This is a genomic window from Kluyvera georgiana (assembly GCF_050990895.1).
GTDB lineage: Bacteria > Pseudomonadota > Gammaproteobacteria > Enterobacterales > Enterobacteriaceae > Kluyvera > Kluyvera georgiana.
Map to the genome: position 1 here is coordinate 4,576,709 of NZ_CP158865.1, position 23,898 is coordinate 4,600,606.

Annotated in this window: 20 protein-coding genes; 7 read left to right on the plus strand and 13 right to left on the minus strand. The window is 57.5% G+C overall.

The features are described 5' to 3' along the window. Positions 1 to 2: 2 nt before the first annotated feature. Positions 3 to 1,577 carry a hypothetical protein gene (locus ABTW00_RS21680; RefSeq protein ID WP_433637580.1) on the minus strand — a complete coding sequence of 525 codons (1,575 nt, stop codon included), beginning with the start codon at positions 1,575 to 1,577 and terminating at the stop codon, positions 3 to 5. A 47-nt stretch (positions 1,578 to 1,624) separates the two neighbouring features. Between ABTW00_RS21680 and ABTW00_RS21685 the strand changes: the two genes are divergently transcribed. Next, positions 1,625 to 2,920 carry a Gfo/Idh/MocA family protein gene (locus tag ABTW00_RS21685; protein ID WP_433637582.1) on the plus strand — a complete coding sequence of 432 codons (1,296 nt, stop codon included), beginning with the start codon at positions 1,625 to 1,627 and terminating at the stop codon, positions 2,918 to 2,920. Between the two features lie 104 nt (positions 2,921 to 3,024). Then, on the plus strand, positions 3,025 to 4,308 hold the full coding sequence (locus ABTW00_RS21690) for an ABC transporter substrate-binding protein (RefSeq protein WP_433641110.1): 1,284 nt from the start codon (positions 3,025 to 3,027) through the stop codon (positions 4,306 to 4,308). A gap of 85 nt (positions 4,309 to 4,393) precedes the next feature. Here ABTW00_RS21690 and ABTW00_RS21695 read toward each other — a convergent pair whose 3' ends face one another. Both ABTW00_RS21695 and ABTW00_RS21700 read right to left on the minus strand, forming a co-directional pair. Beyond that, on the minus strand, positions 4,394 to 5,083 hold the full coding sequence (locus ABTW00_RS21695) for an LrgB family protein (RefSeq protein ID WP_065356578.1): 690 nt from the start codon (positions 5,081 to 5,083) through the stop codon (positions 4,394 to 4,396). Beyond that, complete coding sequence (locus tag ABTW00_RS21700) at positions 5,076 to 5,486, minus strand: CidA/LrgA family protein (protein ID WP_064546694.1); 411 nt, start codon at positions 5,484 to 5,486, stop codon at positions 5,076 to 5,078. Before ABTW00_RS21700 ends, ABTW00_RS21695 begins: the two co-directional genes overlap by 8 nt. 102 nt (positions 5,487 to 5,588) lie before the next feature. Between ABTW00_RS21700 and ABTW00_RS21705 the strand changes: the two genes are divergently transcribed. Beyond that, positions 5,589 to 6,473, plus strand: coding sequence for a LysR family transcriptional regulator (locus ABTW00_RS21705; RefSeq protein WP_064546692.1), 885 nt, complete (start codon positions 5,589 to 5,591; stop codon positions 6,471 to 6,473). Between the two features lie 169 nt (positions 6,474 to 6,642). Here ABTW00_RS21705 and ABTW00_RS21710 read toward each other — a convergent pair whose 3' ends face one another. The 3 genes from ABTW00_RS21710 to soxR form a co-directional block, all read right to left on the minus strand. Then, positions 6,643 to 8,289: a Na+/H+ antiporter gene (locus ABTW00_RS21710; RefSeq protein ID WP_064546690.1), complete on the minus strand. Its 1,647-nt coding sequence runs from the start codon at positions 8,287 to 8,289 to the stop codon at positions 6,643 to 6,645. Between the two features lie 196 nt (positions 8,290 to 8,485). Beyond that, entirely contained in the window at positions 8,486 to 9,835 is a 1,350-nt protein-coding gene (locus ABTW00_RS21715; protein ID WP_065357798.1) for an NCS2 family permease, read from the minus strand. Between the two features lie 407 nt (positions 9,836 to 10,242). Next, the gene (gene soxR, locus ABTW00_RS21720) at positions 10,243 to 10,701 is read right to left on the minus strand and encodes a redox-sensitive transcriptional activator SoxR (protein WP_064546686.1); all 459 of its coding nucleotides are present in this window, start codon (positions 10,699 to 10,701) and stop codon (positions 10,243 to 10,245) included. Positions 10,702 to 10,788: 87 nt separating this feature from the next. Here soxR and soxS point away from each other — a divergent pair, with 87 nt between their 5' ends. The 3 genes from soxS to ABTW00_RS21735 all read left to right on the plus strand — a co-directional run bounded on the left by soxS (position 10,789) and on the right by ABTW00_RS21735 (position 13,276). Next, entirely contained in the window at positions 10,789 to 11,118 is a 330-nt protein-coding gene (gene soxS, locus ABTW00_RS21725) for a superoxide response transcriptional regulator SoxS (RefSeq protein WP_064546684.1), read from the plus strand. A 223-nt stretch (positions 11,119 to 11,341) separates the two neighbouring features. Then, the gene (locus ABTW00_RS21730) at positions 11,342 to 11,623 is read left to right on the plus strand and encodes a YjcB family protein (protein ID WP_064546682.1); all 282 of its coding nucleotides are present in this window, start codon (positions 11,342 to 11,344) and stop codon (positions 11,621 to 11,623) included. Positions 11,624 to 11,764: 141 nt separating this feature from the next. Further along, positions 11,765 to 13,276 carry a lytic transglycosylase F gene (locus ABTW00_RS21735; protein ID WP_065357797.1) on the plus strand — a complete coding sequence of 504 codons (1,512 nt, stop codon included), beginning with the start codon at positions 11,765 to 11,767 and terminating at the stop codon, positions 13,274 to 13,276. A 6-nt stretch (positions 13,277 to 13,282) separates the two neighbouring features. Here ABTW00_RS21735 and ABTW00_RS21740 read toward each other — a convergent pair whose 3' ends face one another. The 4 genes from ABTW00_RS21740 to ssb1 form a co-directional block, all read right to left on the minus strand. Continuing rightward, positions 13,283 to 13,987, minus strand: a complete 705-nt coding sequence (locus ABTW00_RS21740) for a GntR family transcriptional regulator (RefSeq protein WP_065357796.1) — start codon at positions 13,985 to 13,987, stop codon at positions 13,283 to 13,285. A 12-nt stretch (positions 13,988 to 13,999) separates the two neighbouring features. Beyond that, on the minus strand, positions 14,000 to 15,319 hold the full coding sequence (gene oxlT, locus ABTW00_RS21745; protein WP_433637589.1) for an oxalate/formate MFS antiporter: 1,320 nt from the start codon (positions 15,317 to 15,319) through the stop codon (positions 14,000 to 14,002). Between the two features lie 31 nt (positions 15,320 to 15,350). Then, complete coding sequence (locus ABTW00_RS21750; RefSeq protein WP_433637592.1) at positions 15,351 to 16,958, minus strand: gamma-glutamyltransferase family protein; 1,608 nt, start codon at positions 16,956 to 16,958, stop codon at positions 15,351 to 15,353. Positions 16,959 to 17,197: 239 nt separating this feature from the next. Then, positions 17,198 to 17,734, minus strand: a complete 537-nt coding sequence (gene ssb1, locus ABTW00_RS21755; protein WP_271447158.1) for a single-stranded DNA-binding protein SSB1 — start codon at positions 17,732 to 17,734, stop codon at positions 17,198 to 17,200. 252 nt (positions 17,735 to 17,986) lie between these two features. Between ssb1 and uvrA the strand changes: the two genes are divergently transcribed. Continuing rightward, positions 17,987 to 20,812: an excinuclease ABC subunit UvrA gene (uvrA, locus tag ABTW00_RS21760; protein WP_433637595.1), complete on the plus strand. Its 2,826-nt coding sequence runs from the start codon at positions 17,987 to 17,989 to the stop codon at positions 20,810 to 20,812. Here the strand turns inward: uvrA and ABTW00_RS21765 are convergent, their stop codons facing one another. From ABTW00_RS21765 to tyrB, 3 genes are all read right to left on the minus strand, one after another. After that, positions 20,813 to 21,166, minus strand: coding sequence for an MmcQ/YjbR family DNA-binding protein (locus ABTW00_RS21765; protein ID WP_065357794.1), 354 nt, complete (start codon positions 21,164 to 21,166; stop codon positions 20,813 to 20,815). A gap of 235 nt (positions 21,167 to 21,401) precedes the next feature. Then, positions 21,402 to 22,115 (minus strand): acid phosphatase AphA, encoded by a 714-nt coding sequence (gene aphA / locus ABTW00_RS21770; protein ID WP_064546671.1) that lies wholly within the window; start codon positions 22,113 to 22,115, stop codon positions 21,402 to 21,404. A 200-nt stretch (positions 22,116 to 22,315) separates the two neighbouring features. After that, entirely contained in the window at positions 22,316 to 23,509 is a 1,194-nt protein-coding gene (gene tyrB / locus ABTW00_RS21775) for an aromatic amino acid transaminase (protein WP_433637599.1), read from the minus strand. Between the last annotated feature and the right edge of the window lie 389 nt (positions 23,510 to 23,898).

Here is a 23,898-nt window from a genome sequence, read left to right on the forward strand (position 1 = left end):
ACTCAAGACACATCGCTGAGACTTCTGGCAAAGCGGGTTAAGCGCTCCGGGCTGAGCAACAGCGGCAGGAACAGCGGGCCGCTGGCAGGCGGATTAACCAGCCAGCGTTCCAGCGTGTCGGCGTAGCGCAGCAGCTGCTGTTGATGCTTTTGTAGCATGTCGGCAGGTAGGCTGTGCGGGCCGTAGTGGTCAAGCCACAGGATATCGGTCACCGTCGCCGCCACGCGAGAGAACATCTGGCTGTAGATTTCCGCGCTACGCCAGGCGGCCAGCAGCACCTCCAGCGTGTCGTTCGGGCAGGTCATTCGCGGCATCAGCTCCCGCAGATTTTGTACCGTGCGGGTCGCAAGGAAGCAGGCAGCCTCTTTTTCCAGCGTCACCCGCTCGCGCTGCTCTTTGCCGAGGGTCGGGTCGTCGGTCGGCATTAATGGCTGCCAGGCGTGCATCCAGTTGGCGCTGCGGGTGTCCATATGCAGCAGCTGCTGCGCCTGGGCGACGCTCTCCGGGATCTGGCTTTGGTAGTGCAGCCGTCGTCCAAGGAAGTTCGGCGTTTTACACAGCCAGTCGTAGCTGGCGTGGACGATGACAGAAAGCTGGTGTTTGTCCTGCATCGAACGAAAGCCAAGCTGCTGATGCTCAACCCAGCGTTCAAAGACCGACGGCGCGGAATCGTCGGTCTGATTGGCGGCGCAAAGCCCGAAGAGGTTAATGGCGTTGGCAGAGTCCATGACCCGGCTGTCGGGTAGCCACTGCCAGCTGACGCGAGACGTAATCGCCTCAATTTCGTTTTCGGCGGCGCTCAGCGCCCAGCTCAGGCGGCCGCTGATTTCATCGGCCAGATAGCACGGCAGCGCGGTCCAGCCGTAGCCGGTGCCAAAGAGATCGTACTCTATCCACTTTTTATGCCCCGGCAGCGTGGCGATGTGCGGGTGGTTGGCAAAACCGGGGTGATAGTCCAGCTCGGTGGCTTTAATCGCGGCGCGAACGTCGTCCGGGAGCCGGGCAAGTATGTTCGAAAGCTGCTGGCGCGGCCAGCTGTCATCGATAAAGTCGCGCAACACCAGCTTTTTTCCCTGGGCGCGCAGCAGGCTCCAGACATCGTGCAGGCTCTGCTGCCAGCGAGCGGTCTGAAAGTCCGGGGTGGTCAGGCTGAGAATCATGCCGCTGAGGTGCGGCAACGACGGTAATAGCGGGTGCAGTATCGCGGCATAAAACTGCTGCCAGAAATCCGGCGCGCTGCTTTCGTCGAAGGTCAGTTCGGGAAATTTACGCTTAATAATATCGTCATTCGGCGCAGCCTCTCCCTGTAGCCAGAACGACAGGTTATTTTCCGCCAGATAACGGTCAACGCGTTTTAAATACTGCAACGCGTAATGTTGCTGATGAATTAAGTTCTCGACGTGGAGTTTCTGACTCAACGGCGAGGGCGTCGCAAGAATAGAAAGCAGTTCCTGTTGGTGCAGGATGATGCCGGTGAAACCGTGCTGTTTCGCGCTTTTCACGCCCTGAATAAACCAGGGCCAGTGCCAGATAAAAGTGCTGTTCAGCTCCATCAATTGATGCGGAATACGTTTCATTGCGTCGCCTTGCGGATTTTGGTGTTGATATATTAATCGAGGATGTCATGAAAAAATATGCGTTGGTCGGGACTGGAGGTCGTGCAGGTTTATATATTTCCGCTATTGGTGGAACCTGGCGTAATAACGCCAGAATGGTCGCCTTTTGCGACACCAACCAGACGCGAATGAACTACGCCAATACGCTGCTGCAAAAAGAGGGCGCCGAGCCGGTCTCCACCTGGAAAGCGGCGCAGTTCGAAGAGATGATCCGCGAAACCCGGCCGGATATCGTCATCGTCACCACCATGGACCGCACCCACGATGATTACATCGTCCGTGCGCTGCACGCGGGCTGCGATGTGATCACCGAAAAACCGATGACCATCGACGAGAAGCGCGCGCTGCGCATTCTGGATGCCATCGAGGAGACCGGGCACACGGTGCGCGTGGCCTTTAACTACCGCTATGCGCCGCACCACAGCAAGGTGCGTGAACTGCTGATGCAGGGCGCGATCGGCAACGTTACCTCCGTTCACTTTGAGTGGCTGCTCAATACCGAGCACGGCGCGGACTACTTCCGTCGCTGGCACCGTGAAAAACGCAACAGCGGCGGCCTGCTGGTGCACAAATCGACTCACCATTTCGACCTGATGAACTTCTGGCTGGCGAGCTACCCTGAGCGCGTTTACGCCGAGGGCAGTCTGCAGTTCTACGGCAAAGAGAACGCGGAAAAACGCGGCGTGACCCAGTTCTACCCCCGCGCCCACGGCTATGCCGAAGCAAAGGACGACCCGTTCGCGCTGAATATGGCGGACAACCCGCAGTTGAAAGCGCTCTATCTGGACGCCGAGCATGAAGACAACTACTTCCGCGACCAGAGCGTGTTCAGCGACGGTATCACCATCGAAGACACCATGTCGGTGCTGGTGAAATACCAGAATAATGTGCAGCTCACCTACTCCCTTAACGCCTATCTGCCGTGGGAAGGGTTGAACGTGGTGTTTAACGGCACCGAAGGCCGTCTGGAGATGAAAATCGTCGAGAAATCCTACGTTAACGCTGGCGGCAAGCGCGAAAACGAAGGCAGCCTGGAGCAGTGCGATATTACCGTCTTCCCGATGTTCGCCGAACCGTGGAAAGCGGAGTTTAACCTGGGTGAAGGCGGCCACGGCGGCGGCGACAACGCCATGCTGGCGGACCTGTTTGGCGAGCCGGGTAACGACCCGCTGCAACGGGCGGCAGACCATCGCGCGGGGGCGATGTCCATTCTCACCGGCATCGCGGGCAATATCTCTATGCAGCAGCAGCGCCCGGTGAACTTTAAGGAGTTCGAACTGGTTTCCCGTCTGGCGAAACACTAAAGCGCATTCCGGCGCGGCTTCCTGCCGCGCCGAAGCGACTGGTCAGTATTTTGCAGTTACTCACCTGTTTTATAAAACAATTTCTGCCTCTGTTCCGGAGAGAAATAATGAATAAACTCGTATCAGGTGTTATCGCATCACTGTTATTTTCCTGTACCTCTGCCTGGGCGCAACAGCCCGTCGAATTACGCATGTCGTGGTGGGGAGGCAATAGCCGTCACCAGGCAACCCTCAAGGCGCTGGAAACCTTCGAGAAAAAGTATCCCGATATCAAAGTGAAGGCCGAATATACCGGCTGGGACGGACACCTTTCCCGTCTGACTACCCAGATGGCGAGCGGCACCGAGCCGGACGTGATGCAAACCAACTGGCCGTGGCTGATCATCTTCTCCAAAAACGGTGAAGGCTATTACGACCTCAATAAGCTTAAAGGCGAGCTCGATTTCAGCCAGTATCAGGCCAAAGAGCTGCAATCCACCACCGTCAAAGGCAAGCTCAACGGCCTGCCGATTTCTGTGAATGCGCCGGTGTTTTACTATAACGACGTCACCTGGAAAAAAGCCGGGCTGGCGTATCCGAAAACCTGGGATGAATTCTTTGCCGCCGGGAAGGTGTTCCAGCAGAAGCTCGGCAACAACTACTACCCGTACACGATGGTCGATCAGGATGTGATTCTGCTGCTCAACGCTTACATGATGCAGAAACATCAGCAGCCGATGTTCAACAGAGACGGTCAGTTTACCTGGAGCGAGGCCCAGTGGATTGAAGCCTTCAATTTTGTGAAGCGGCTGAGCGATGACCACGTGCTGCCATCCCCGAAAACGCTCTCCGCCTACGGCAAGGGCAACCTGTATGAGATGAAGCCGTGGATCAACGGTGAATGGGGCGGCTTGTTTACGTGGAACATTACCATTCGCATGTTCGCCAACAACATGACGCCACCGGCAAAATTGGTGCTGGGCGACTATGTGATGCAGCCTGGGACGGATGAATCGGGCGTCTATTTCAAAACGTCGCAAATGTTCTCAGTGGCGAAGTCGACGAAGCATCCGAAAGAGGCGGCGATGCTGCTGAATTTCCTGGTCAGCGATCCGCAGTCGGTGGAAGCGCTGGGGCTCGAGCGCGGCATTCCGCTGAATAAAGCGGCGGAAACACTTTTAACCGAGAAAGGGGTGATTGACCCGAACGATCCGGTCGTCGCCGGGCTACGCCAGGCGCAGTCGCTGCATACTACCGCTATCGCCACGCCGTACATTGAGGATTTGCAGGTGATCGATCAGTTCACGTCAGCGCGTGAAAAGCTGGATCTCGGTAAGCAGACACCCGCCCAGGTGGCCGCCGATTTCCGCCAGCAGGTGGAGCGCATCGTGCGGCGATTGAATCGCTAGTTTTGCCTGACGGCGCTTCGCTTATCAGGTCTACGGGATTGCGCCGTTGTAGGCCGGGTAAGCGCAGCGCCACCCGGCAATAGCGTCAGAACATAATCCAGCCTACTAACGGCGCCACCAGCACCATTACCACGCCGGAGAGCATCATCACCAGGCTTGCCACCACGCCTTCCTGCGGCCCCAGCTCATAAGAGCGCGCGGTTCCCGCGCCGTGCGATGCCGCACCGAAGCCCGCTCCTTTCGCCATACCTTCTCGAATCGACAGACGTAAAAACAGCACGTCGCCAATCGCCATGCCAAACACACCGGTCACTACCACAAACAACGCTACCAGCTCCGGCTGCCCACCGAGGGATTTCGCCGCCGCCAGCGCAAACGGCGTGGTGATGGAACGCACGGCCAGGCTGCGCTGGATTTCATCCGACAGGGTAAACAGCCGCGCCAGCCACACTGAACTGGTCACCGCCACGACCGTCGCCGTGATCACCCCGGCGGAGAGCGACATCCAGTGGCGTTTGATAATGGCCAGATTGTCGTACACCGGTACAGCAAAGGCGATGGTCGCCGGACCCAGCAGCCACAGCAGCCAGTGGGCTTCTCCCATATAGTTCTGATAGGAGATATGGCCAAACACCAGCATCAGCACCAGCAGCACCGGCGTGAGAACCAGCGGCATCAGCGGTAATTTACGAAAGCGGCGATACAGACGTTTATTGGCGAAATAGAGCACCAGGGTAATCACCAGACACAGGACGCTCAGCTGAAAATTATTCATTGCGCATCCGCTTCAGTTCGTAGCGATACACTTTGTCGACCACCCATGCCGTTGCCCCCAGCACCATCATGGTGCTCAGCGCGATGACGAGGAAAATGCGCCACCCATCGACCATCAGCAGTTGAGCGTAATTCACCACCGCCACCACCGCCGGGACAAAGAACAGCAGCATTTCAGCCAGCAGCCAGCGTGAGCCCGCACGTACCCATTTTAGCGGCACCACGTGGCAAACAATCAGCGCCAGCAGGAGTACCATTCCCACCAGGTTCGCAGGCAGCGGCAAATGCCACCAGCTCACCAGATATTCAGCAAAAACAAACAGTCCGGCATACAGCACAACCTGCACCGGTACCTGAAGACGATTTAACACGGAGGGCATTACGCGCCCTAAGGCCTCAGCCATGGAGGGATGTCCAGAAAAAATCACAGGCGCACAGTATAGTGAGACCACGATGATGACAGAAATGAATTAAACTCATCGGTAGCATAGTTTAGAGGCATAATCATGGACATAAGAACGCTGCGCTACTTTGTTGAAGTCGTTCGCCAGCAGAGCTTTACCCGGGCGGCGGAGAAGCTCTACGTTACGCAACCGACGATCAGTAAGATGCTCAAAAACCTGGAAGATGAGCTGAACTGTACCCTCCTGATTCGCGACGGCCGCAAGCTGTTGATGACCGATACCGGACAAGTGGTATTCGAGCGCGGGCTGGCGATTCTTGATGAATTCCGCCAGCTGGAAGCCGAGCTTAGCGATATTAACCATCTCAATAAGGGCGTGCTGCGTCTTGGTATTCCGCCAATGGTCGGTATGCTCATGGCGGGGCCGATCGGCTTGTTCCGCCAGCGCTACCCGGGCGTCGAACTGAAAATCTCCGAATTTGGCGGCCTGACGGTGCAGCAGGCGGTGATGAACGGCGAGCTGGATCTGGCGATGACGGCGCTGCCTGTTGAAGAAGAGAGCGCGCTCACCACCCTGCCGCTGTTCAGCCACCCGCTGTGCGTACTGGTGCCCCGTTCCGGTGAATGGCTGGAACAAACGTCGGTTTCGCCCACCCAGTTAGCCGCGCATCCGTTGCTGATTTATAACGAAGATTTCGCCCTCAGCCGCCAGCTGATGCAGCTGTTTGCTCGCCATGACGTTAAACCGCGCATTGCAGTACGCAGCGGCCAGTGGGATTTTCTGGCGGCGATGGTGCAGGCGGGTGTCGGCGTGGCGATTCTGCCGGAGCCCATTTGCCGCAAGCTGGATGAAAAGACGCTGCGCTGGCTGCCGCTGGAAAGCGAACTACGCTGGCAGTTAGGTATGATTTGGCGAGAAGGGGTCTATTTGTCTCACAGCGCCCAGGCATGGCTGAAGTGCTGTGAGGGGTTTAAGCTGCCGGAGTAGATAGGGTGCCATTCCCGAGGTCGGCGTAAACGCCTCGCTCGGGCTACGCGGCGTTAGTGCCTGATGGCGCTACGCTTATCAGGCCTACAGGTCCGTAGGCCGGATAAGGCGAAGCCGCCATCCGGCGATGGTCGACCGGCCAGGCGCCGCGGGGCGGCGCCGAACTTCACTACGCGTCTTCTATTAACAACGCTTCCAGCAGGTCGAGGTCGTGCAGCAGCTTTTGCAGCGTCTCATTACTGATCTGTCTGGTCGCGCGCAGGTGGTACAGCTCCCCGCGCTCGGAGCGCAGCGCCGCCAGGCGGAAACGCCGTTCAAGCTGCTCTTCCAGCATTGAGGTTTCCACATCGTTACGCCCGTCGACGCGACGGCGCAGGTTACCGATGACGCGCGAACTGACCTCGGTCAGCAGCTGATTATCGATATTCTCGTTGCTATCCGCCGCCAGACGCTCTTCCATTTTCTGGATGGCGACAATCGCCACATCCGCCGTCGCCGCGCGCGCCAGCCGCTCTTCATTACGCTGCTGCACGTGGTCGGTGGATTCGATATGACGCAGTAAAATCGGCAACGCCACCACGCCCACAAATAGCGAGAACAGAATCACCCCAGCGGCGAGGAACACCAGCTCATAACGCGCCGGGAAGGCTTCGCCCGTCGGCAGCAAAAGTGGAATAGAAAGCACACCGGCGAGCGTTATCGCACCGCGCACCCCCGCCACCGAAGAAATCAAGAGCTCGCGGGTCGTCCAGGAGCCGAACTCCATCGGTTTCTTTTTCAGGAAGCGCTGGCTGAGCTTGCGCATCGTCCATAACCAGCCGAAGCGTACCAGCATCAGCGCCGCGTAAATCAGGATGATATCGGTAAACAGCATCCAGGTTTCGACGTTCGGGTCGGCCTCAGCCGCCACCAACGACGTCTCAAGAATCGCGGGTAATTGCAGGCCCAACAGCAAGAAGACCATGCCGTTGAACACAAACTCGAGCATCGCCCAGGTGCTGTTGGCGCGCAGGCGCATGGCCAACGGCGCGGTGCGCATCACGCCGGAACGCGTAATGGTCATCCCCGCCGCCACCGCCGCCAGGATACCGGAAACGCCAATATGTTCAGCAATCAGGTAAGAGGCAAACGGCAGCAGGAACAGCAGCACGATCTGCGTGGCGGGCTCATCGCCGCCCCAGCGGCTGAGGAAACGCATTGAGCGACCGTACAGCCAGCTCACCACGAAGCCCGCGAGGATGCCGCCAATCGCCACCTTCAGGAACTCTACCGTCGCGCCGCCAACGGTAAAGACCATCGTGCCCATCGCGACAGCCACGGCAAACTTCAGCGACACCAGGCCGGAGGCGTCGTTCATCAGCGCCTCGCCCTGCAAAATGCCCATGATTTTTTTCGGGATGCGCCCTTCCCCCACAATGCCGGAAAGCGCCACGGCATCGGTTGGCGACAATACCGCCGCCAGCGCAAAAGCGGGGATCAGCGGAATGCCGGGAACAATCCAGTAGATCAGGAAGCCAATCCCGACCACCGTCACCAGCACTAACGCCAGCGCCAGGCCGAGAATCTCCCTGCCGTGCTCGATAAACTCGCGGGTCGGCGTCTTCCAGCCGTCGGCAAACAGCAGCGGCGGGATGAACAGTACGAGGAAGAGTTCAGGGTCAAATTCAACGTGCAAACCGAAGGTAGGCCAGGCCAGCAGCGCACCGATGGCGATTTGCATTAAAGGTAGTGGAACCTGGAAGGGCAGTACGCGTGTAACCACCCCGGACAGCGAAACCACGAGGGTCATGATGAGTATGGTAAAGAATATTTCCATGCGTTCCCTGTTTACAGCGTTGTCTTATTATTCAAAACATGAAGCGTCGTGCTTCTTATCATACGCGTACCAGAGTAACGCAAAAGGAAACGAGACGCGGCGGAAAATGGAAAAAAAGTCCGAACCAGTCGCGCAGTCGGGCTACAAACAGAAAACCCGCCATCAGGCGGGTTTTCTTATCTGCAAAACGTCAGGCTTAGATAGCCCAGCCGCCCGCATAGAAGACCACCAGCGCAACCGCGATAATAACGGTGCCGATGTTCAGCTTGCGCCATTCGCCCGAAACCACACGGCCCACAACCAGCGTCGCGAAGCCAATCATGATGCCGGTAACGATGTTACAGGTCAGCACGATCATCACTGCGGTGATCAGGCCAGACATCGCATCAACGAAATCGTTGAAGTCGATACGCGCCACGTTGCTCAGCATCAGCAGGCCCACGTACATCAGCGCCGGTGCGGTCGCGTAGCCCGGGACCAGGTAAGAAAGCGGAGAGAGGAACAGGATCAGCAGGAACAGTACGCCAACGGTGATCGCCGTTAAACCGGTTTTACCGCCTGCCGCCGTACCCGCTGCGGACTCGATGTACACCGCAGCCGGCGCGGCGCCCACCACGGCAGAGAACACGCTGCTGAGAGAGTCAGTCGTCAGCGCTTTGCCGCCGTTAATGATCTGGCCATCTTTATCCAGCAGGTTTGCCTGACCCGCAACCGCGCGGATTGTACCGGTCGCATCGAAGACGGCGGTCATCACCAGCGCCAGCACGCTCGGCAGGACAATTGGGTTCAGCGCGCCCATGATATCCAGGCTGCCGATCAGCGAGTTGCCGTTGTCATCGCTCAGCGACGGCATGGCGAATACGCCAGAGAAGTGCACGTTCGGGTCGAAAATCAGGCCGACGATAGACACGCCGATGATGGTCAGCAGAATACCGCCCGGAACCTTCAGTTTTTCAAGGCCGATGATCATCGCCAGGCCCACCAGCGTCATCACCACCGGGAAGCTGTCGAACTGACCCAGCGCGACCGGCAGACCGTCCAGCGGGTTTTTCACCACCATGCCGACGCCGTTGGCGGCAATCAGCAGCAGGAACAGACCGATACCGATGCCGGTGCCGTGCGCAATACCCTGCGGCAAATTGCGCAAGATCCAGCTACGAATACCGGAAGCGGAGATGATGGTGAAGAGTACGCCCATCAGGAACACCGCGCCCAGAGCAACCGGCACGCTGATGTGCTGGCCCAGCACCAGGCTGAAAGCGGTAAAGGCAGTCAGCGAGATGGCGCAGCCAATGGCTAAAGGCAGGTTCGCCCACAGCCCCATCACGATAGACCCCACACCGGCCACCAGACAGGTCGCCACGAACACGGCGGCCGGCGGGAAACCGGCTTTACCCAGCATGCCCGGTACCACAATCACCGAGTACACCATCGCCAGGAAGGTGGTCAAACCGGCGACAATCTCCTGACGAACGGAGCTACCACGAGCAGAAATTTTAAACCAGGCGTCCAATGAACCGCCGGTACGCGCTGAAGGCGTAGACATAGAAAACATCCCCTGAGAGTTTTTATCATTCGTTCGTCTGCGTGGTGGAACATCCACTGCCAGCTAAGCGTCATCTCCATGTGCTACATTGCGGCAAAGGGGAGCCACAAAAAAGCAAACGATTAACTCCGCGCAGACAAAACGAGAATCGGAATACCTCATCTGCGCGAGTGCGTGATGAGGTTGGTCTGCGGATTTACGGCATAAGAAGCGTCCGAAAATCCGAGGCAAACGATTATCTGGCTTTTATGTCCCCTTTTTCAACAGAAGTTTGCCCTGGTTTATGAAAATTAACGATTACCGATGAAGAATTCACCAACCCATGCGCAAACGTTATCGTTTATGCGCAATCCGGCAACAATTCTATGGCAAAAATGTCGCAATCCTGGGGAGAGGATCGCGGAGGATTATTCGTCTTCCAGCAGACGCGCGCCGGTGCCCTCTTCACCCAGCTTATCGCCCGGGTTACGCAGCGGACAGTCGCGCAACGACATGCAGCCGCAGCCGATACAGCCGTCGAGCTGATCTCGCAGCGCCTCCATGGCGTGAATGCGTTTATCCAGCTCTTCCCGCCATTGGGTCGTGAGGTGTTTCCAGTCGCGCGGGCCTAACGTGTGGTTTTCCGGCAGCACGCTAAAGGAATCGCCGATCGTCGCCAGCGGAATGCCCAGGCGCTGGGCAATTTTAATGATCGCCACGTAGCGCAGCACATCGCGCTTATAGCGCCGCTGATTACCGCTGTTGCGCGTGCTGTGGATCAGCCCTTTACTCTCATAAAAATGCAGCGCAGAGACCGCAACCCCCGTTCGTTTCGCTACCTCACCGGGCGTGAGCAGCGATTTTATGCGGGTCGATTTTTTTTCCATAATACGCTTTACCTCAAGTTAACTTGAGGAATTATACTCGCCGCCAGACAAGAAATCGACGCGAAAATAGACAACGGGGAGAGCCTTATGTCCCATCGGGAAATTATTCATACTCTTACTGAATGGATAGATGAACATATCGATCAACCGCTTAATATCGACATCGTGGCCAGAAAATCCGGCTACTCGAAGTGGTATCTGCAAAGAATGTTCCGCACCGTAATGCACCAGACGCTAGGCGAATACATTCGCCAGCGACGTCTGCTGCTGGCGGCAGAAGCGTTGCGCACCACCCAGCGCCCCATCTTCGATATCGCGATGGATCTGGGCTATGTCTCTCAGCAGACCTTCTCTCGCGTCTTCCGCCGCGAGTTCGACCGCACGCCGACGGACTACCGCCATCAGATCTCCGCGTAGCATCGCTTCGCCGCGGCCTATACTGAGCCGCGGCGTTGACAAAAATCCTGCGTTTACCTCTGGTGAATAAAACAACAAACGTGATATAGTTCACACATCGAGATGAAACAAAAACACTGTTTCATTCAATTTGTGAATGCCTTCAGATAGCCTGGGCGCCTCGCGCCTCAATCAATAAGTGCTGTCAGGGCAACTTGTTGTTTATCTCTGAGGATGAAGTCTCATGGTTTCCATTACCGCAGGCGTCGCACTGTTACGCTGGCCGTTAACCAGCGCGGTACTGATGTTTCTCGCCAGTACCCTGAAAATTCAATTCCGTAAATCCGACTACGCCGGTCTCGCCGTCATCAGCGGTATGCTGGGTGTCGCAGCCGCGTGCTGGTTTGCAACCGGGTTACTGGGCATCACGATGGTAGACATCGCCACCATTTTCAACAACATCAAAGATGTGATGGTTGAAGTGATGAGCCAGGCGCCGCCGGAATGGCCGGTGGCCATGTACTGATTAAGAAAAACCCCGACACGTCGGGGTTTTTTATGGCCTGAATTTCGCGGCGGCGAAGCGCATGAAAAAGCCCTGCTCCAACAGGGTGTTTTAGCTTCGCTCGACTAAAATAGAGGGATGCGCCCTGCGGAGTGCCGCACCATGAACGCCATCCCTGTTAGCCGTTTTCTCACCGCCTGCCTGAGCGCCCTGCTGTTGACCGGTACCGCTTTCGCCGCCGTACAGCCAGAGGACTCACCCGACGCGCTTGAGGTCAATATCGAGAGCATTATGCAGCCCTGGAAGGGCGACCTGCCTGGCATGCTCGACCGCCGGGTCATTCGCGTGTTGACCACCTACAGCAAAACCTTCTTTTTTATCGATAAAGGCCAGCAGCGCGGGGCCACCCACGATATCTTCGCCGAATTTGAACGCAGCCTGAATGCCCAGCTTACCAAAGAGAAAAAGCTCAAGCAGCGCCACCTCAAGGTGCGAATTATCTTCGTTCCGGTGACCCGCGATAATCTCTTTACTGCCCTGAACGAAGGTAAAGGCGATATTGCCGCAGCCAATCTTACGATCACCGCAGCACGCCAGCAGCAGGTGGCTTTTACTGCCCCAATTTACAGCGATATTCAGGAACTGCTGATCTCCGGCCCCGCGTCACCGCAGGTGAAAAACGTGGACGAACTCGCCGGTAAGACGGTCTTTGTCCGTCGTTCATCCAGCTACTATGAAAGCCTTGAAGCCCTCAATGCGCGCTTTGCCAAAGCCTCTCTCCCACCCATCGTCATCAAGCCCGCCCCCGAAGCGCTGGAAGACGAGGATCTGCTGGAAATGCTCAACGCCGGGCTGATTCCGCTGATCGTGGTCGATCGCCACAAAGCGCTGTTCTGGAAACAGGTGTTCCCGAAAATCCAGGTTCATGAAGATATTGTGCTACGCGATAACGGCAACATCGCCTGGGCGGTGCGCAAAGATAACCCGCAGTTGCTGGCGAAGCTCAACGGTTTTATTAAAGACAACCGCCAGGGCAGCACCCTGGGCAATACCCTGTTGCTCCGCTATCTGAAAAGCGCGAAATACGTCAAAAATGCCGCAGCAGAGAAAGAACGGCGCAAATTTTTGAAGATGGTCGAGATTTTTCGCAAATACGGCGACCGTTATGACGTCGACTGGCTGCTGATGGCGGCACAGGGTTATCAGGAGTCGCGGCTGAATCAGTCCGTGCGCAGTCACGTTGGCGCGATTGGCGTCATGCAGGTGATGCCGAGCACCGGCAAAGAATTGAAGGTAGGTGATATCAAGCAACTGGATCCGAATATCCACGCCGGGGTGAAGTATATGCGCTGGATGATCGACCGCTACTACGGTGACGAACCGATGACGCAGCTGGATAAGGCACTGTTTTCTTTCGCCTCTTATAATGCTGGCCCGGCACGGATTGCGCGTCTGCGTACGGAGACCAAAAAGCGCGGTTTTGACCCCAACATCTGGTTTGGTAACGTGGAAAACCTCGCCGCCGAGAAGATTGGAGCCGAAACGGTCACCTACGTAAGCAACATCTATAAGTACTACATCGCCTATCGGCTGATTCTCGATGAGATGAACCGGAAGCGGGCAGCGACGGGGAAACCGCCGATTTTGCCCGCCTCCGATAAAAACAACGGCTAGCCCCGGTTACGGTATTTGTTTGACCCGTACCCCCTGCAAACGTCGCAGGGTAATGGTGCTGGCTCCCTGATAAGCATCCTGAATATGCGCGGAGATCAGCGCGACCGCGCGCGCTTCGTCACGCTGTTCAATGGCTTCCAGCAGCTCCGCGTGCTCTTTGTAGGTCTGTGTCACACGGGTTTCATACTCAAAATCGAGCCGCCGCATAATGCGAATGCGGTTGGTGATATTGGTCAGAATCGCCGTCAACTCCCGGTTGCCCGCCGCCTCGGTGAGCGCAAGATGAAACTGCTCGTCCAGCGAGGCGATATCATCGCACGCCAGCCCCTCCCGCGGCGCAACCCGCCAGATAGCGTTCAACCCGGCAAGTCCCTCCCGATTCACCTTTGTCGACGTCGAACGGCACAGAGCGCGCACCGTATTCACTTCAATCAGCGCGCGCGTCTCGTACAGGTCTTCATAGACATCGAAATCAATGGGAAAAACTTCCCACCCGTTACGCAGACAGCGTCTAACCAGCCCCTCGTTTTGCAGCAATAACAGCGCTTCGCGAACCGGCGTGCGGGAACATCCCAGGCGGCGGGCAATGTCCACCTCCGTGAAACGATCGCCGGGCAGCAGGACAAACTGATAAATCTCCTGCCGCAGTTGCAGAAACACCCGCTCTGAATGCGCCAGAAGTGGCGTCGGTTCCGATGTCGTGACCGTCATAAGTGCTCCGCATTAACTGTGCTGGCGAATAAAGCGCGCACGCCAGGGTTTCAGCACCCACAGCGCCAGCCCGGCGGTGATGAAATCAAGGGTAATCGCGCAGCCAAAGACCACGTGCCACCCTTGAGTGTGCTGATACAGCAGCGCGGCCAGCGGCCCGCCGAAAATCGAGCCAATCCCCTGCGAGATATACAGCCAGCCGTAGTTCGAGGCGGCGTGCTCGCTGCCGAACGTGTCGGTCAGCGTGGAGGGGAACAGCGAGAAAATTTCGCCCCAGCCGAAGAACACCACCCCGGAGAGCAGCACGAACAGCAGCGGATCTTCCCGGCAGGTCAGCCATAGCGTCATCGCCACCCCTTCGAGAGCAAAGGCGATAAACATGGTCTTTTCACGACCGTAACGGTCGGAAATAAAACCGAACAGCGGGCGGGTCAGACCGTTGGTAAAGCGGTCGATGGTCAACGCCAACGGCAGCGCGGCCATGCCGAATACCACCGCTTTACTGATACCGAAATCTTCGGCAAAGATGGCCATTTGCGAGGTCACCATCAGCCCGGAGGTGGACATCATCGCCATCATGGCAAACATCAGCCAGAACAGCGGCTGGCGCAGCATTTCGCGAGAGGTGAACTGACGCGTCCCCTGCACGATTTTCCGGCTGATGGGCTGCACGGTCGAGTGAGGCGGCAGGCTCAGCCCCTGGCTGGCCAGCAGACCCACGATAGCGAAGACGATACCGAACATGGTCATGGTCTGCTCCAGGCCATAGTTGCCCAGCGAAATCGAGATCGGGAAGGTGGTCAAAATCGCCCCCATGCCATACCCCGCCGCCACGGCCCCTGCGGCAAAGCCCCGGTTTTGCGGGAACCACTTCACCATCAGCCCCACCACACCGATATACACAATCCCGGTGCCCAACCCCCCGATGCAGCCGTAGACCAGATACAGCGCCACCAGGCCGTTAATGTGCGCGGAGAGCACCCAGCTCATTCCGGCCATTACCGTGCCAATCGAGATCAGCAGTCGGGGGCCAAACCGTTCAACCAGACGTCCCTGGAAAGGAGAAAAGAAGGTTTGCAGAATAATGAGCAGTGAAAAGGTCACCTGCAGCTCAGGCAGGCCCACACCCAGCTTTTCCGTCAGCGGTTTAGTCAGCAGCGTCCACACATACTGCGGGCTGGAGATGGAGGCCATACAGATAAGCCCCAACACCAGCTGCGCCCATTTGCCAAATTTTGGTGCCACCAAAGGTTCTCTGAGAACGGTCATTTTACGCTCCAATAGACGAAAAAATGTCGCCAGAAAGCGGGCGCGTTTTACGCGCCGCGTCATTCCAGGAATGTTTCAGTTGGAAAATGCTGGGTTACCAGCGGGCGACGCCGCCGTCGCTACGCGGGTCGCTTCCGCCTTCCAGCATGCCGTTGCCATGCCGGAGGATTGCCCCGGCATGCCCCATGAGGTCGTCGTAAGGGGGGTAAATCTCGACGTCATGGCCGTACTGTTTGAGGGTGTCGGTAGTCGCCGCTCTCAGGCGGCTTTCAATCTTCAGCGTGTCGCTGCTCTCGCCCCAGGTGCGCCCTAACAGCCAGCGCGGAGCGGCGATAGCCGCCTGAGGCGTCATGTTCTGATGGAGAATGCGGTCAAAAACCGCTGCCAGCGTCTGCGGCTGGCCGTCACCGCCCATGCTGCCGTATACCAGCGCATCGCCGTTGGCCAGCCTCGCCAACCCGGGGTTGAGGGTATGGAACGGCAGACGGCCCGGTTGAAGCGGGTTGGTGGCGCTCGGGTCCAGCGAAAAACTGCTGCCGCGGTTTTGCCAGATGATGCCGCTATCGGCGAGGATCACCGCGCTGCCGAACTCGTGATAGATGCTCTGAATAAAGCTGACCGCGGTGCCGGAGCCGTCGATAACGCCCATCCAGACGGTATCCGCCGGCCCGCGTCCTTTACCCCAGGACTGTGCCCGGTCGGGCACAATCTGCGCGCTAAGCTGAGCGATATTGTCTGCCGTCAGCAGCGACTGTGGGTCAAGCGTCATATGCGCTGGATCTGTGATGTGGCGATCGCGCAGGGTAAACGCCAGCTTGGTTGCTTCGACACAGTGGTGAACAAAATCCGTTTCGTCAGCAATTGCGCCTTTTTTACGCTGCTGCTCAATCATGCCGGTAATCAGCAGCGAGACCAGCCCCTGCGACGGCGGGGGGAGGTTATAAACCGTTCCAATCTCCGTTTCCAGCGCCAGCGGCTTCACCCGCGCCGCGCGATAAGCATCAAGATCGCTAAAGCGCATCAAGCTCCCGGCGGCTTCCAGTTCGCTGGCTATCAGACGGGCGGTTTCACCATGATAAAAATCCCCAAGCCCATGGGTTGCCAGGCGTTCCAGCGTGTTAGCAAGCGCGGGCTGAAGCAGTAAATCGTCAGGGGTGAGCGCCTGACCTTCCGGCGCAAACAGGCCGCAAAATCCGGGATACTGACCGAGCTGCGGCAGCCGCGCGGTAATCTGTTGATGCAGCCCAGAGGTGACCGGCACGCCATGACGCGCATAGTGAATAGCATCGTGCAGCAGACGCGTTAACGGCAGCGCCGCGTTGTCCGTATGTTCTCCCGCCCACTCCAGCGCGCGCTCCCAGCCGCCAACCGTGCCCGCGACGGTATTGGCCGCCAGCGGGCCGCGTACCGGAACCTGCATGTAGCCCGCCTGGCGATAAAAATCGATACTCGCTTTTTCTGCCGCAAAGCCACAGGCCTGAATCGCCACCGGCTCTTCGCCGGGCCGGGAAATTAACCAGAATCCATCGCCGCCGATGCCGTTCATATGTGGGTAAACCACCGCGATGGTCGCCGCCGCCGCGACCATCGCCTCAACCGCATTGCCGCCGTCACGCAAAACGGCCACCGCGCTTTCGGCGGCCAGCGAGTGCGGCGCAACGGCCATGCCCTGCATACATTTAGCTGATTGGATCTGAGTCATCGTCTGCACCTTGCCTACATGTGTGTATACACGGATGTAGGCACAAAGCGTGCCAATTGTTATTTTTGTTAATTATCTGATGGTTATGTGAATGAGATTCAAAAAACGGCGATTAACGCGGGGCAACTCGCGCACCGAAGCGGTGCTGATGTAGGCTGATGGTGCGCATTAAAAAAGCAAAAACCCTGCCGAAGCAGGGTTTTGAGAGTCTTGATGGGCGCCGTCGAAACGGCGGCAAATCAGAACGGGATATCGTCGTCGAAATCCATCGGCGGTTCGTTAGACGGTGCCGGAGCGGACTGCTGCTGCGGGCGAGACTGCGCGCCGCCGCTGAACTGATTGCCACCCTGCGGCTGCTGAGGCTGACCCCAACCGCCCTGCTGCTGGCCGCCGCCCATGTTGCCACCGGCCGGTGCGCCGCCGCCCTGACGGCCACCCAGCATCTGCATGGTGCCGCCCACGTTCACCACCACTTCCGTGGTGTATTTTTCCGCGCCGGACTGATCGGTCCATTTACGGGTACGCAGCTGACCTTCGATATAAACCTGAGAGCCTTTACGCAGGTATTCACCCGCCACTTCCGCCAGTTTGCCAAACAGCACAACGCGGTGCCATTCGGTCTGCTCTTTCATTTCACCGGTCGCTTTATCACGCCAGGATTCGGAAGTAGCCAGCGTAATGTTGGCGACTGCGCCACCATTCGGCATGTAGCGCACTTCCGGGTCCTGGCCCAGATTACCGACGAGAATCACCTTGTTGACGCCTCTGCTGGCCATGATTGTCTCTCCTGAATACGATTCTTGATTAAGTGTAAACGCGCGAGTGTACCATTTCCAGACGGTATTTTGGTAGCTGCGAGGCGTATTCCAGTAAACATCTTACCGCTATGCAAATTTTCATCGGCATCCTGAATCGGCGCCCCTATACTGTATATTCATTCAGGTTAAGTTGTGTCATAATTAGCCGTTTCTGCCGTTTGTCCTTCAAACAAACCAGGCAAGCCGTGTATCTTCTACCGGGAAAGGTGAATGGATAAGATCGAAGTTCGGGGCGCCCGCACCCATAATCTCAAAAACATCAACCTCGTCATCCCTCGCGACAAACTGATTGTCGTGACCGGGCTGTCCGGGTCTGGCAAATCCTCACTGGCATTCGACACCCTCTACGCCGAGGGACAGCGTCGCTACGTAGAATCACTTTCTGCCTACGCGCGCCAGTTCCTGTCGTTGATGGAAAAGCCGGACGTCGATCATATTGAAGGGCTGTCGCCAGCGATTTCTATTGAGCAGAAGTCGACCTCGCACAACCCGCGTTCAACGGTAGGCACCATCACCGAAATTCACGACTACCTGCGCCTGCTGTATGCGCGCGTTGGCGAGCCGCGCTGCCCGGATCACGACGTGCCGCTGGCGGCGCAAACCGTCAGCCAGATGGTGGATAACGTGCTGTCGCAGCCTGAAGGCAAACGCCTGATGCTGCTGGCCCCAATCATTAAAGAACGTAAGGGCGAGCACACCAAAACGCTGGAGAACCTGGCAAGCCAGGGCTATATCCGCGCGCGTATCGACGGCGAGGTCTGCGACCTCTCCGATCCGCCGAAGCTCGAGCTGCAAAAGAAACACACCATTGAAGTGGTGATTGACCGCTTCAAGGTACGCGACGATCTCGCCCAGCGCCTGGCGGAGTCTTTTGAAACCGCGCTGGAGCTTTCCGGCGGTACGGCGGTGGTCGCCGATATGGACGACCCGAAAGCGGAAGAGCTGCTGTTCTCCGCCAACTTCGCCTGCCCGATTTGCGGCTACAGCATGCGCGAGCTGGAACCACGCCTGTTCTCCTTCAACAACCCGGCGGGCGCCTGCCCGACCTGTGATGGTCTGGGTGTACAGCAATATTTCGATCCTGACCGCGTCATCCAGAACCCGGAGCTGTCGCTGGCCGGTGGCGCGATTCGCGGATGGGATCGTCGTAATTTCTACTACTTCCAGATGCTGAAGTCGCTGGCCGATCACTACGAATTCGACGTGGAAGCGCCGTGGCAAAGCCTGAGCGCCACCGCGCAGAAAGCGATCCTCTACGGTTCCGGCAAAGAGTCGATTGAGTTCAAATACATCAACGATCGCGGCGATACTTCCGTGCGCCGCCATCCGTTTGAAGGGGTGCTGCACAACATGGAGCGCCGCTATAAAGAGACGGAATCCAGCGCGGTGCGTGAAGAGTTGGCTAAATTTATCAGCAACCGTCCGTGCGCCAGCTGCAACGGTACCCGTCTGCGTCGCGAAGCGCGCCACGTCTACGTGGAAAATACGCCGCTGCCGACCATCTCCGACATGAGCATCGGCCACGCGATGGACTTCTTCAATAACCTGAAGCTCTCCGGCCAGCGGGCGAAAATCGCCGAAAAAGTGCTGAAAGAGATTGGCGATCGCCTGAAGTTCCTGGTTAACGTTGGCCTCAACTACCTGACGCTCTCCCGCTCCGCAGAGACTCTCTCCGGCGGTGAAGCCCAGCGTATCCGTCTGGCGAGCCAGATTGGCGCAGGGCTGGTTGGCGTGATGTACGTGCTCGATGAGCCGTCCATCGGCCTGCACCAGCGCGATAACGAACGCCTGCTCGGTACCTTGATTCACCTGCGCAACCTCGGTAACACGGTGATCGTGGTAGAGCACGATGAAGACGCCATTCGCGCCGCCGACCACGTTATCGACATCGGCCCCGGCGCGGGCGTGCACGGCGGTCAGGTGGTGGCAGAAGGGACGCTGGACGACATTATGGCGGTGCCAGAGTCGTTGACCGGGCAATTCATGAGCGGGAAACGCAAAATTGAAGTGCCGAAGCAACGCGTACAGGCCGATCCGGAAAAAGTGCTCAAGCTGACGGGCGCGACGGGCAACAACCTGAAAGACGTCACCCTGACGCTACCGGTGGGTCTGTTTACCTGTATCACCGGCGTGTCCGGTTCCGGTAAATCAACGCTGATTAACGATACGCTGTTCCCGATTGCCCAGACGCAGCTAAATGGCGCGACTATCGCTGAACCCGCGCCGTACCGCGATGTCCAGGGGCTGGAGCATTTCGATAAGGTCATTGATATCGACCAGAGCCCGATTGGCCGCACGCCGCGTTCCAACCCGGCCACCTACACCGGCGTGTTTACACCGGTGCGTGAACTGTTTGCCGGCGTGCCGGAATCCCGTTCGCGCGGCTATACGCCGGGCCGTTTCAGCTTTAACGTCCGTGGCGGGCGCTGCGAAGCCTGTCAGGGCGATGGCGTGATCAAAGTGGAAATGCACTTCCTGCCGGATATCTACGTGCCGTGCGACCAGTGCAAAGGCAAACGCTATAACCGCGAAACGCTGGAGATTAAGTACAAGGGCAAGACCATCCACGAAGTGCTGGATATGACCATTGAAGAGGCACGTGAGTTCTTCGATGCCGTGCCGGCGCTGGCGCGTAAGCTGCAAACCCTGATGGACGTGGGCCTGACCTACATTCGTCTCGGCCAGTCGGCGACCACCCTCTCCGGCGGTGAGGCCCAGCGCGTGAAGCTGGCGCGCGAGCTATCAAAACGTGGTACCGGTCAGACGCTCTATATTCTCGACGAGCCGACCACCGGCCTGCACTTTGCCGACATCCAGCAGCTGCTGGAAGTGCTGCATCAGCTACGCGACCAGGGCAACACCATCGTGGTGATTGAACACAACCTGGACGTCATTAAGACCGCGGACTGGATTGTCGATCTGGGTCCGGAAGGCGGCAGCGGCGGCGGTGAAATCCTCGTGTCAGGCACGCCGGAAACGGTGGCGAACTACGAAGCCTCGCATACCGCACGCTTCCTGAAACCGCTGTTGCAGTAATTACGAGTACATCTGCTGCCGGACGGCTTCCGGCAGCAGATCCACCGCCAGCTGATACGACGCGTCCACCAGATAGTAAATTTGCGAATTCGGCAACGAGCCGTCGAGATACACGGTGCTCCAGTGCGCTTTGTTGAGATGACGACTTGGGCGCACGTCTTTATGCTGCTGACGCAGCAGTTCTGCCAGTTCGGGGCTGGTTTTCAGCGCCACAGCCGGGCGGTCTTCCACATCCTTTACCATTGCAAAAAGCACATCAGCGACTTTAATCTGCGTCGCTTTCCAGTCACTGTGCACGCTCTGTTCCGCGCCACGTTTAGCCATGCAGTACAGCAGAAGATCCGAACTGGTCATTGTTATACCCCTTAGTCTCGCGAGCCACCTTGTGCATAAAAGCATCATCTCAGTGTGCAACAAGACGCCGAAAGGATAAACCTTTCAGCGCCTGATTTTGACTAAAAAAGCATCATTTATTGGTAGGGTGTACGTCGCACACTGTAGGCCGGATAAGCGAAGCGCCATCCGGCAGCACAGAGCAGATTGCCGGAGGGCGGCGTAAACGCCTTATCCGGCCTACAGTGGTTTGGGGTTAGTACTCGGAGTTAACGATCACTTCTTCATTAAATGCCCCGGCCTGCGGTAGCGGGCGATAAGTCGAGTTGGAGGCGCGCAGGACGCGGATACCACGGGCACCCACTTCACGCGCGGCGGTGATATCGTTATCGGAATCACCGTAGAACACCCTGATGTTCTTCTCTTTTAGCCACTGGGTCTTGGTGTTCTGGCCCGGCTGATCGCCAGCAAAAATCACCGGATTCATGTTAACGCCCGGGATCAGGAAATCATCCTGCAGCGTTTTCGACACGGTCTCGGTTTTAGTCTGGCTGCGGCCGGTCACGAAGTAAATGCTATCGCCGCGCTTGACGTGCATGGCAATCAGCGAACGGGCGACCTCTTTCGGGATGCTGAATGCGTCCCAGCCGTTGTTCATTTTTTCCCAGAACTCTGGGTTTTTCAGGTAATCCTGGCTGTCCGGGGAGTAGGTTCTTTGCCCGCGCCAGAAGCCAGGGCTTGAGAACAGCACGGTGTCATCGATATCAAAACCTACCGCCATCGGCGGATGGCCCATCAGGCTGTTTTCAATCTGCGCCACGGAAACCCAGTGAATCGGCGCCTGTTCGGCCAGCTTCGCAACATCGGTTCCGGGGTAAAGCGGAGATGGCGACGACGCATGGGCCGTCACCGTAGAATTCAGTGCAAATAACAAGCAGACGGCACTGAGAGCTTGCGTGATCTTGCGCATATTTTCCCTTAATTCGTCGAATCGTTATTGTAATAAAGTGGGCGGTACTTCAAAGAAAGCCACTGGCGACCTTACCGTCTGAGGGGTACGAATGAAAGGGATTTCTAAGATTAATCCTGAAAAAACCTGGGGGATCACATTTTGCTTTCAAGGAGTGACTCTGGCCCGGAATCGACCTCCAGACCAGAGTGAGTACTTGCTTACATTACAGCAGCAAAGGCTTTTGCCACACGCTGAACATTGCGACTGTTCAGCCCTGCCGCACACATACGACCGCTGGCAATCAGGTAAACGCCAAACTCGTCGCGCAGGCGATCAACCTGGGCTGCACTCAGGCCGGTGTAGCTAAACATCCCGCGCTGCTTGAGCAGATAATCGAAATTACCGTCTGGCATCTCTTCTTTCAGCACATTCACCAGCGCATGACGCATCTCCAGAATTCGCGTACGCATCCCTTCCACTTCCGCCAGCCACATCGCCTTCAGCTCCGCATCGCCGAGGACGGCCGCCACAATCTGCGCGCCAAAGTTTGGCGGGCTGGAGTAGTTACGGCGTACCGTCGCCTTCAGTTGGCCCAGCACGCGCAGCGCGGTTTCATTATCTTCACAGATAATCGACAGTCCGCCGACGCGTTCGCCGTACAGCGAGAAGATTTTAGAGAATGAGTTGCTGACCAGCGCGGGCAGGCCAGCGTCGGCAATCGCGCGGATCGCATAGGCGTCTTCTTCCATACCCGCGCCAAAGCCCTGGTAGGCGATATCGAGGAACGGAATCAGGTCGCGCGCTTTCAGCACCTCAACCACGCCGTCCCACTGGTCGTTCGTCAGATCGGCACCCGTTGGGTTATGACAGCACGGATGCAACAGCACGATGCTACGCGCCGGCAGCGTGTTCAGTTTCTCCAGCAGCGCTGCGTAACGCACGCCGTTGGTTTCGCTATCGAACCATGGATAGGTGTCGACGGTGAAGCCGGCGCCTTCAAAGATCGCGATATGGTTTTCCCAGGTCGGGTCGCTGACCCAGACGCCGGAATCCGGGAAGTAGCGCTTCAGGAAATCCGCGCCCACTTTCAACGCGCCGGAGCCGCCAAGCGTTTGAATGGTGGCCACGCGCTGCTGCTGGAGAACCGGGTGATCCGCGCCAAACAGCAGCGGCGCCACGGTATGACGGTAGCTGTTCAGCCCTTCCATCGGCAGGTACAACGACGCGCCGTGCGGCTGCGCGTTAAAGCGCGCTTCCGCTTCAGCGACCGATTTCAGCTGTGGAACAATACCATTTTCGTCATAAAACAGACCGATGCTGAGGTTTACTTTGTCGCTGCGCGGATCTTCTTTGAAACGTTCCATTAATGAAAGAATGGGGTCGCCCGCATAGGCGTCAACTTTTTGAAACACGCGATGGTTCTCCGGGTTTACAGAAGGCAGGAAATAACACAATAAACCGGATGGGAAGGAAGGTCGAGCGGTTGTTGAGGTTGGTGAAAAGATTGCCGGATGGCGGCGTAAACGCCTTATCCGGCCTACGGACAATGCGCGATATAGTGATGTAGGCCGGATAAGCGCAAGCGCCATCCGGCACACGGACAATGCGCGATATAGACAGGATAAACGCAAGCGCCATCCGGCACACGGACAATGCGCGATATAGACAGGATAAGCGTAAGCGCCATCCTGCACACGGACAATGCGCGATATAGACAGGATAAGCGTAAGCGCCATCCTGCACACGGACAATGCGCGATGTAGGCCGGATAAGCGTAAGCGCCATCCTGCACACGGACAAT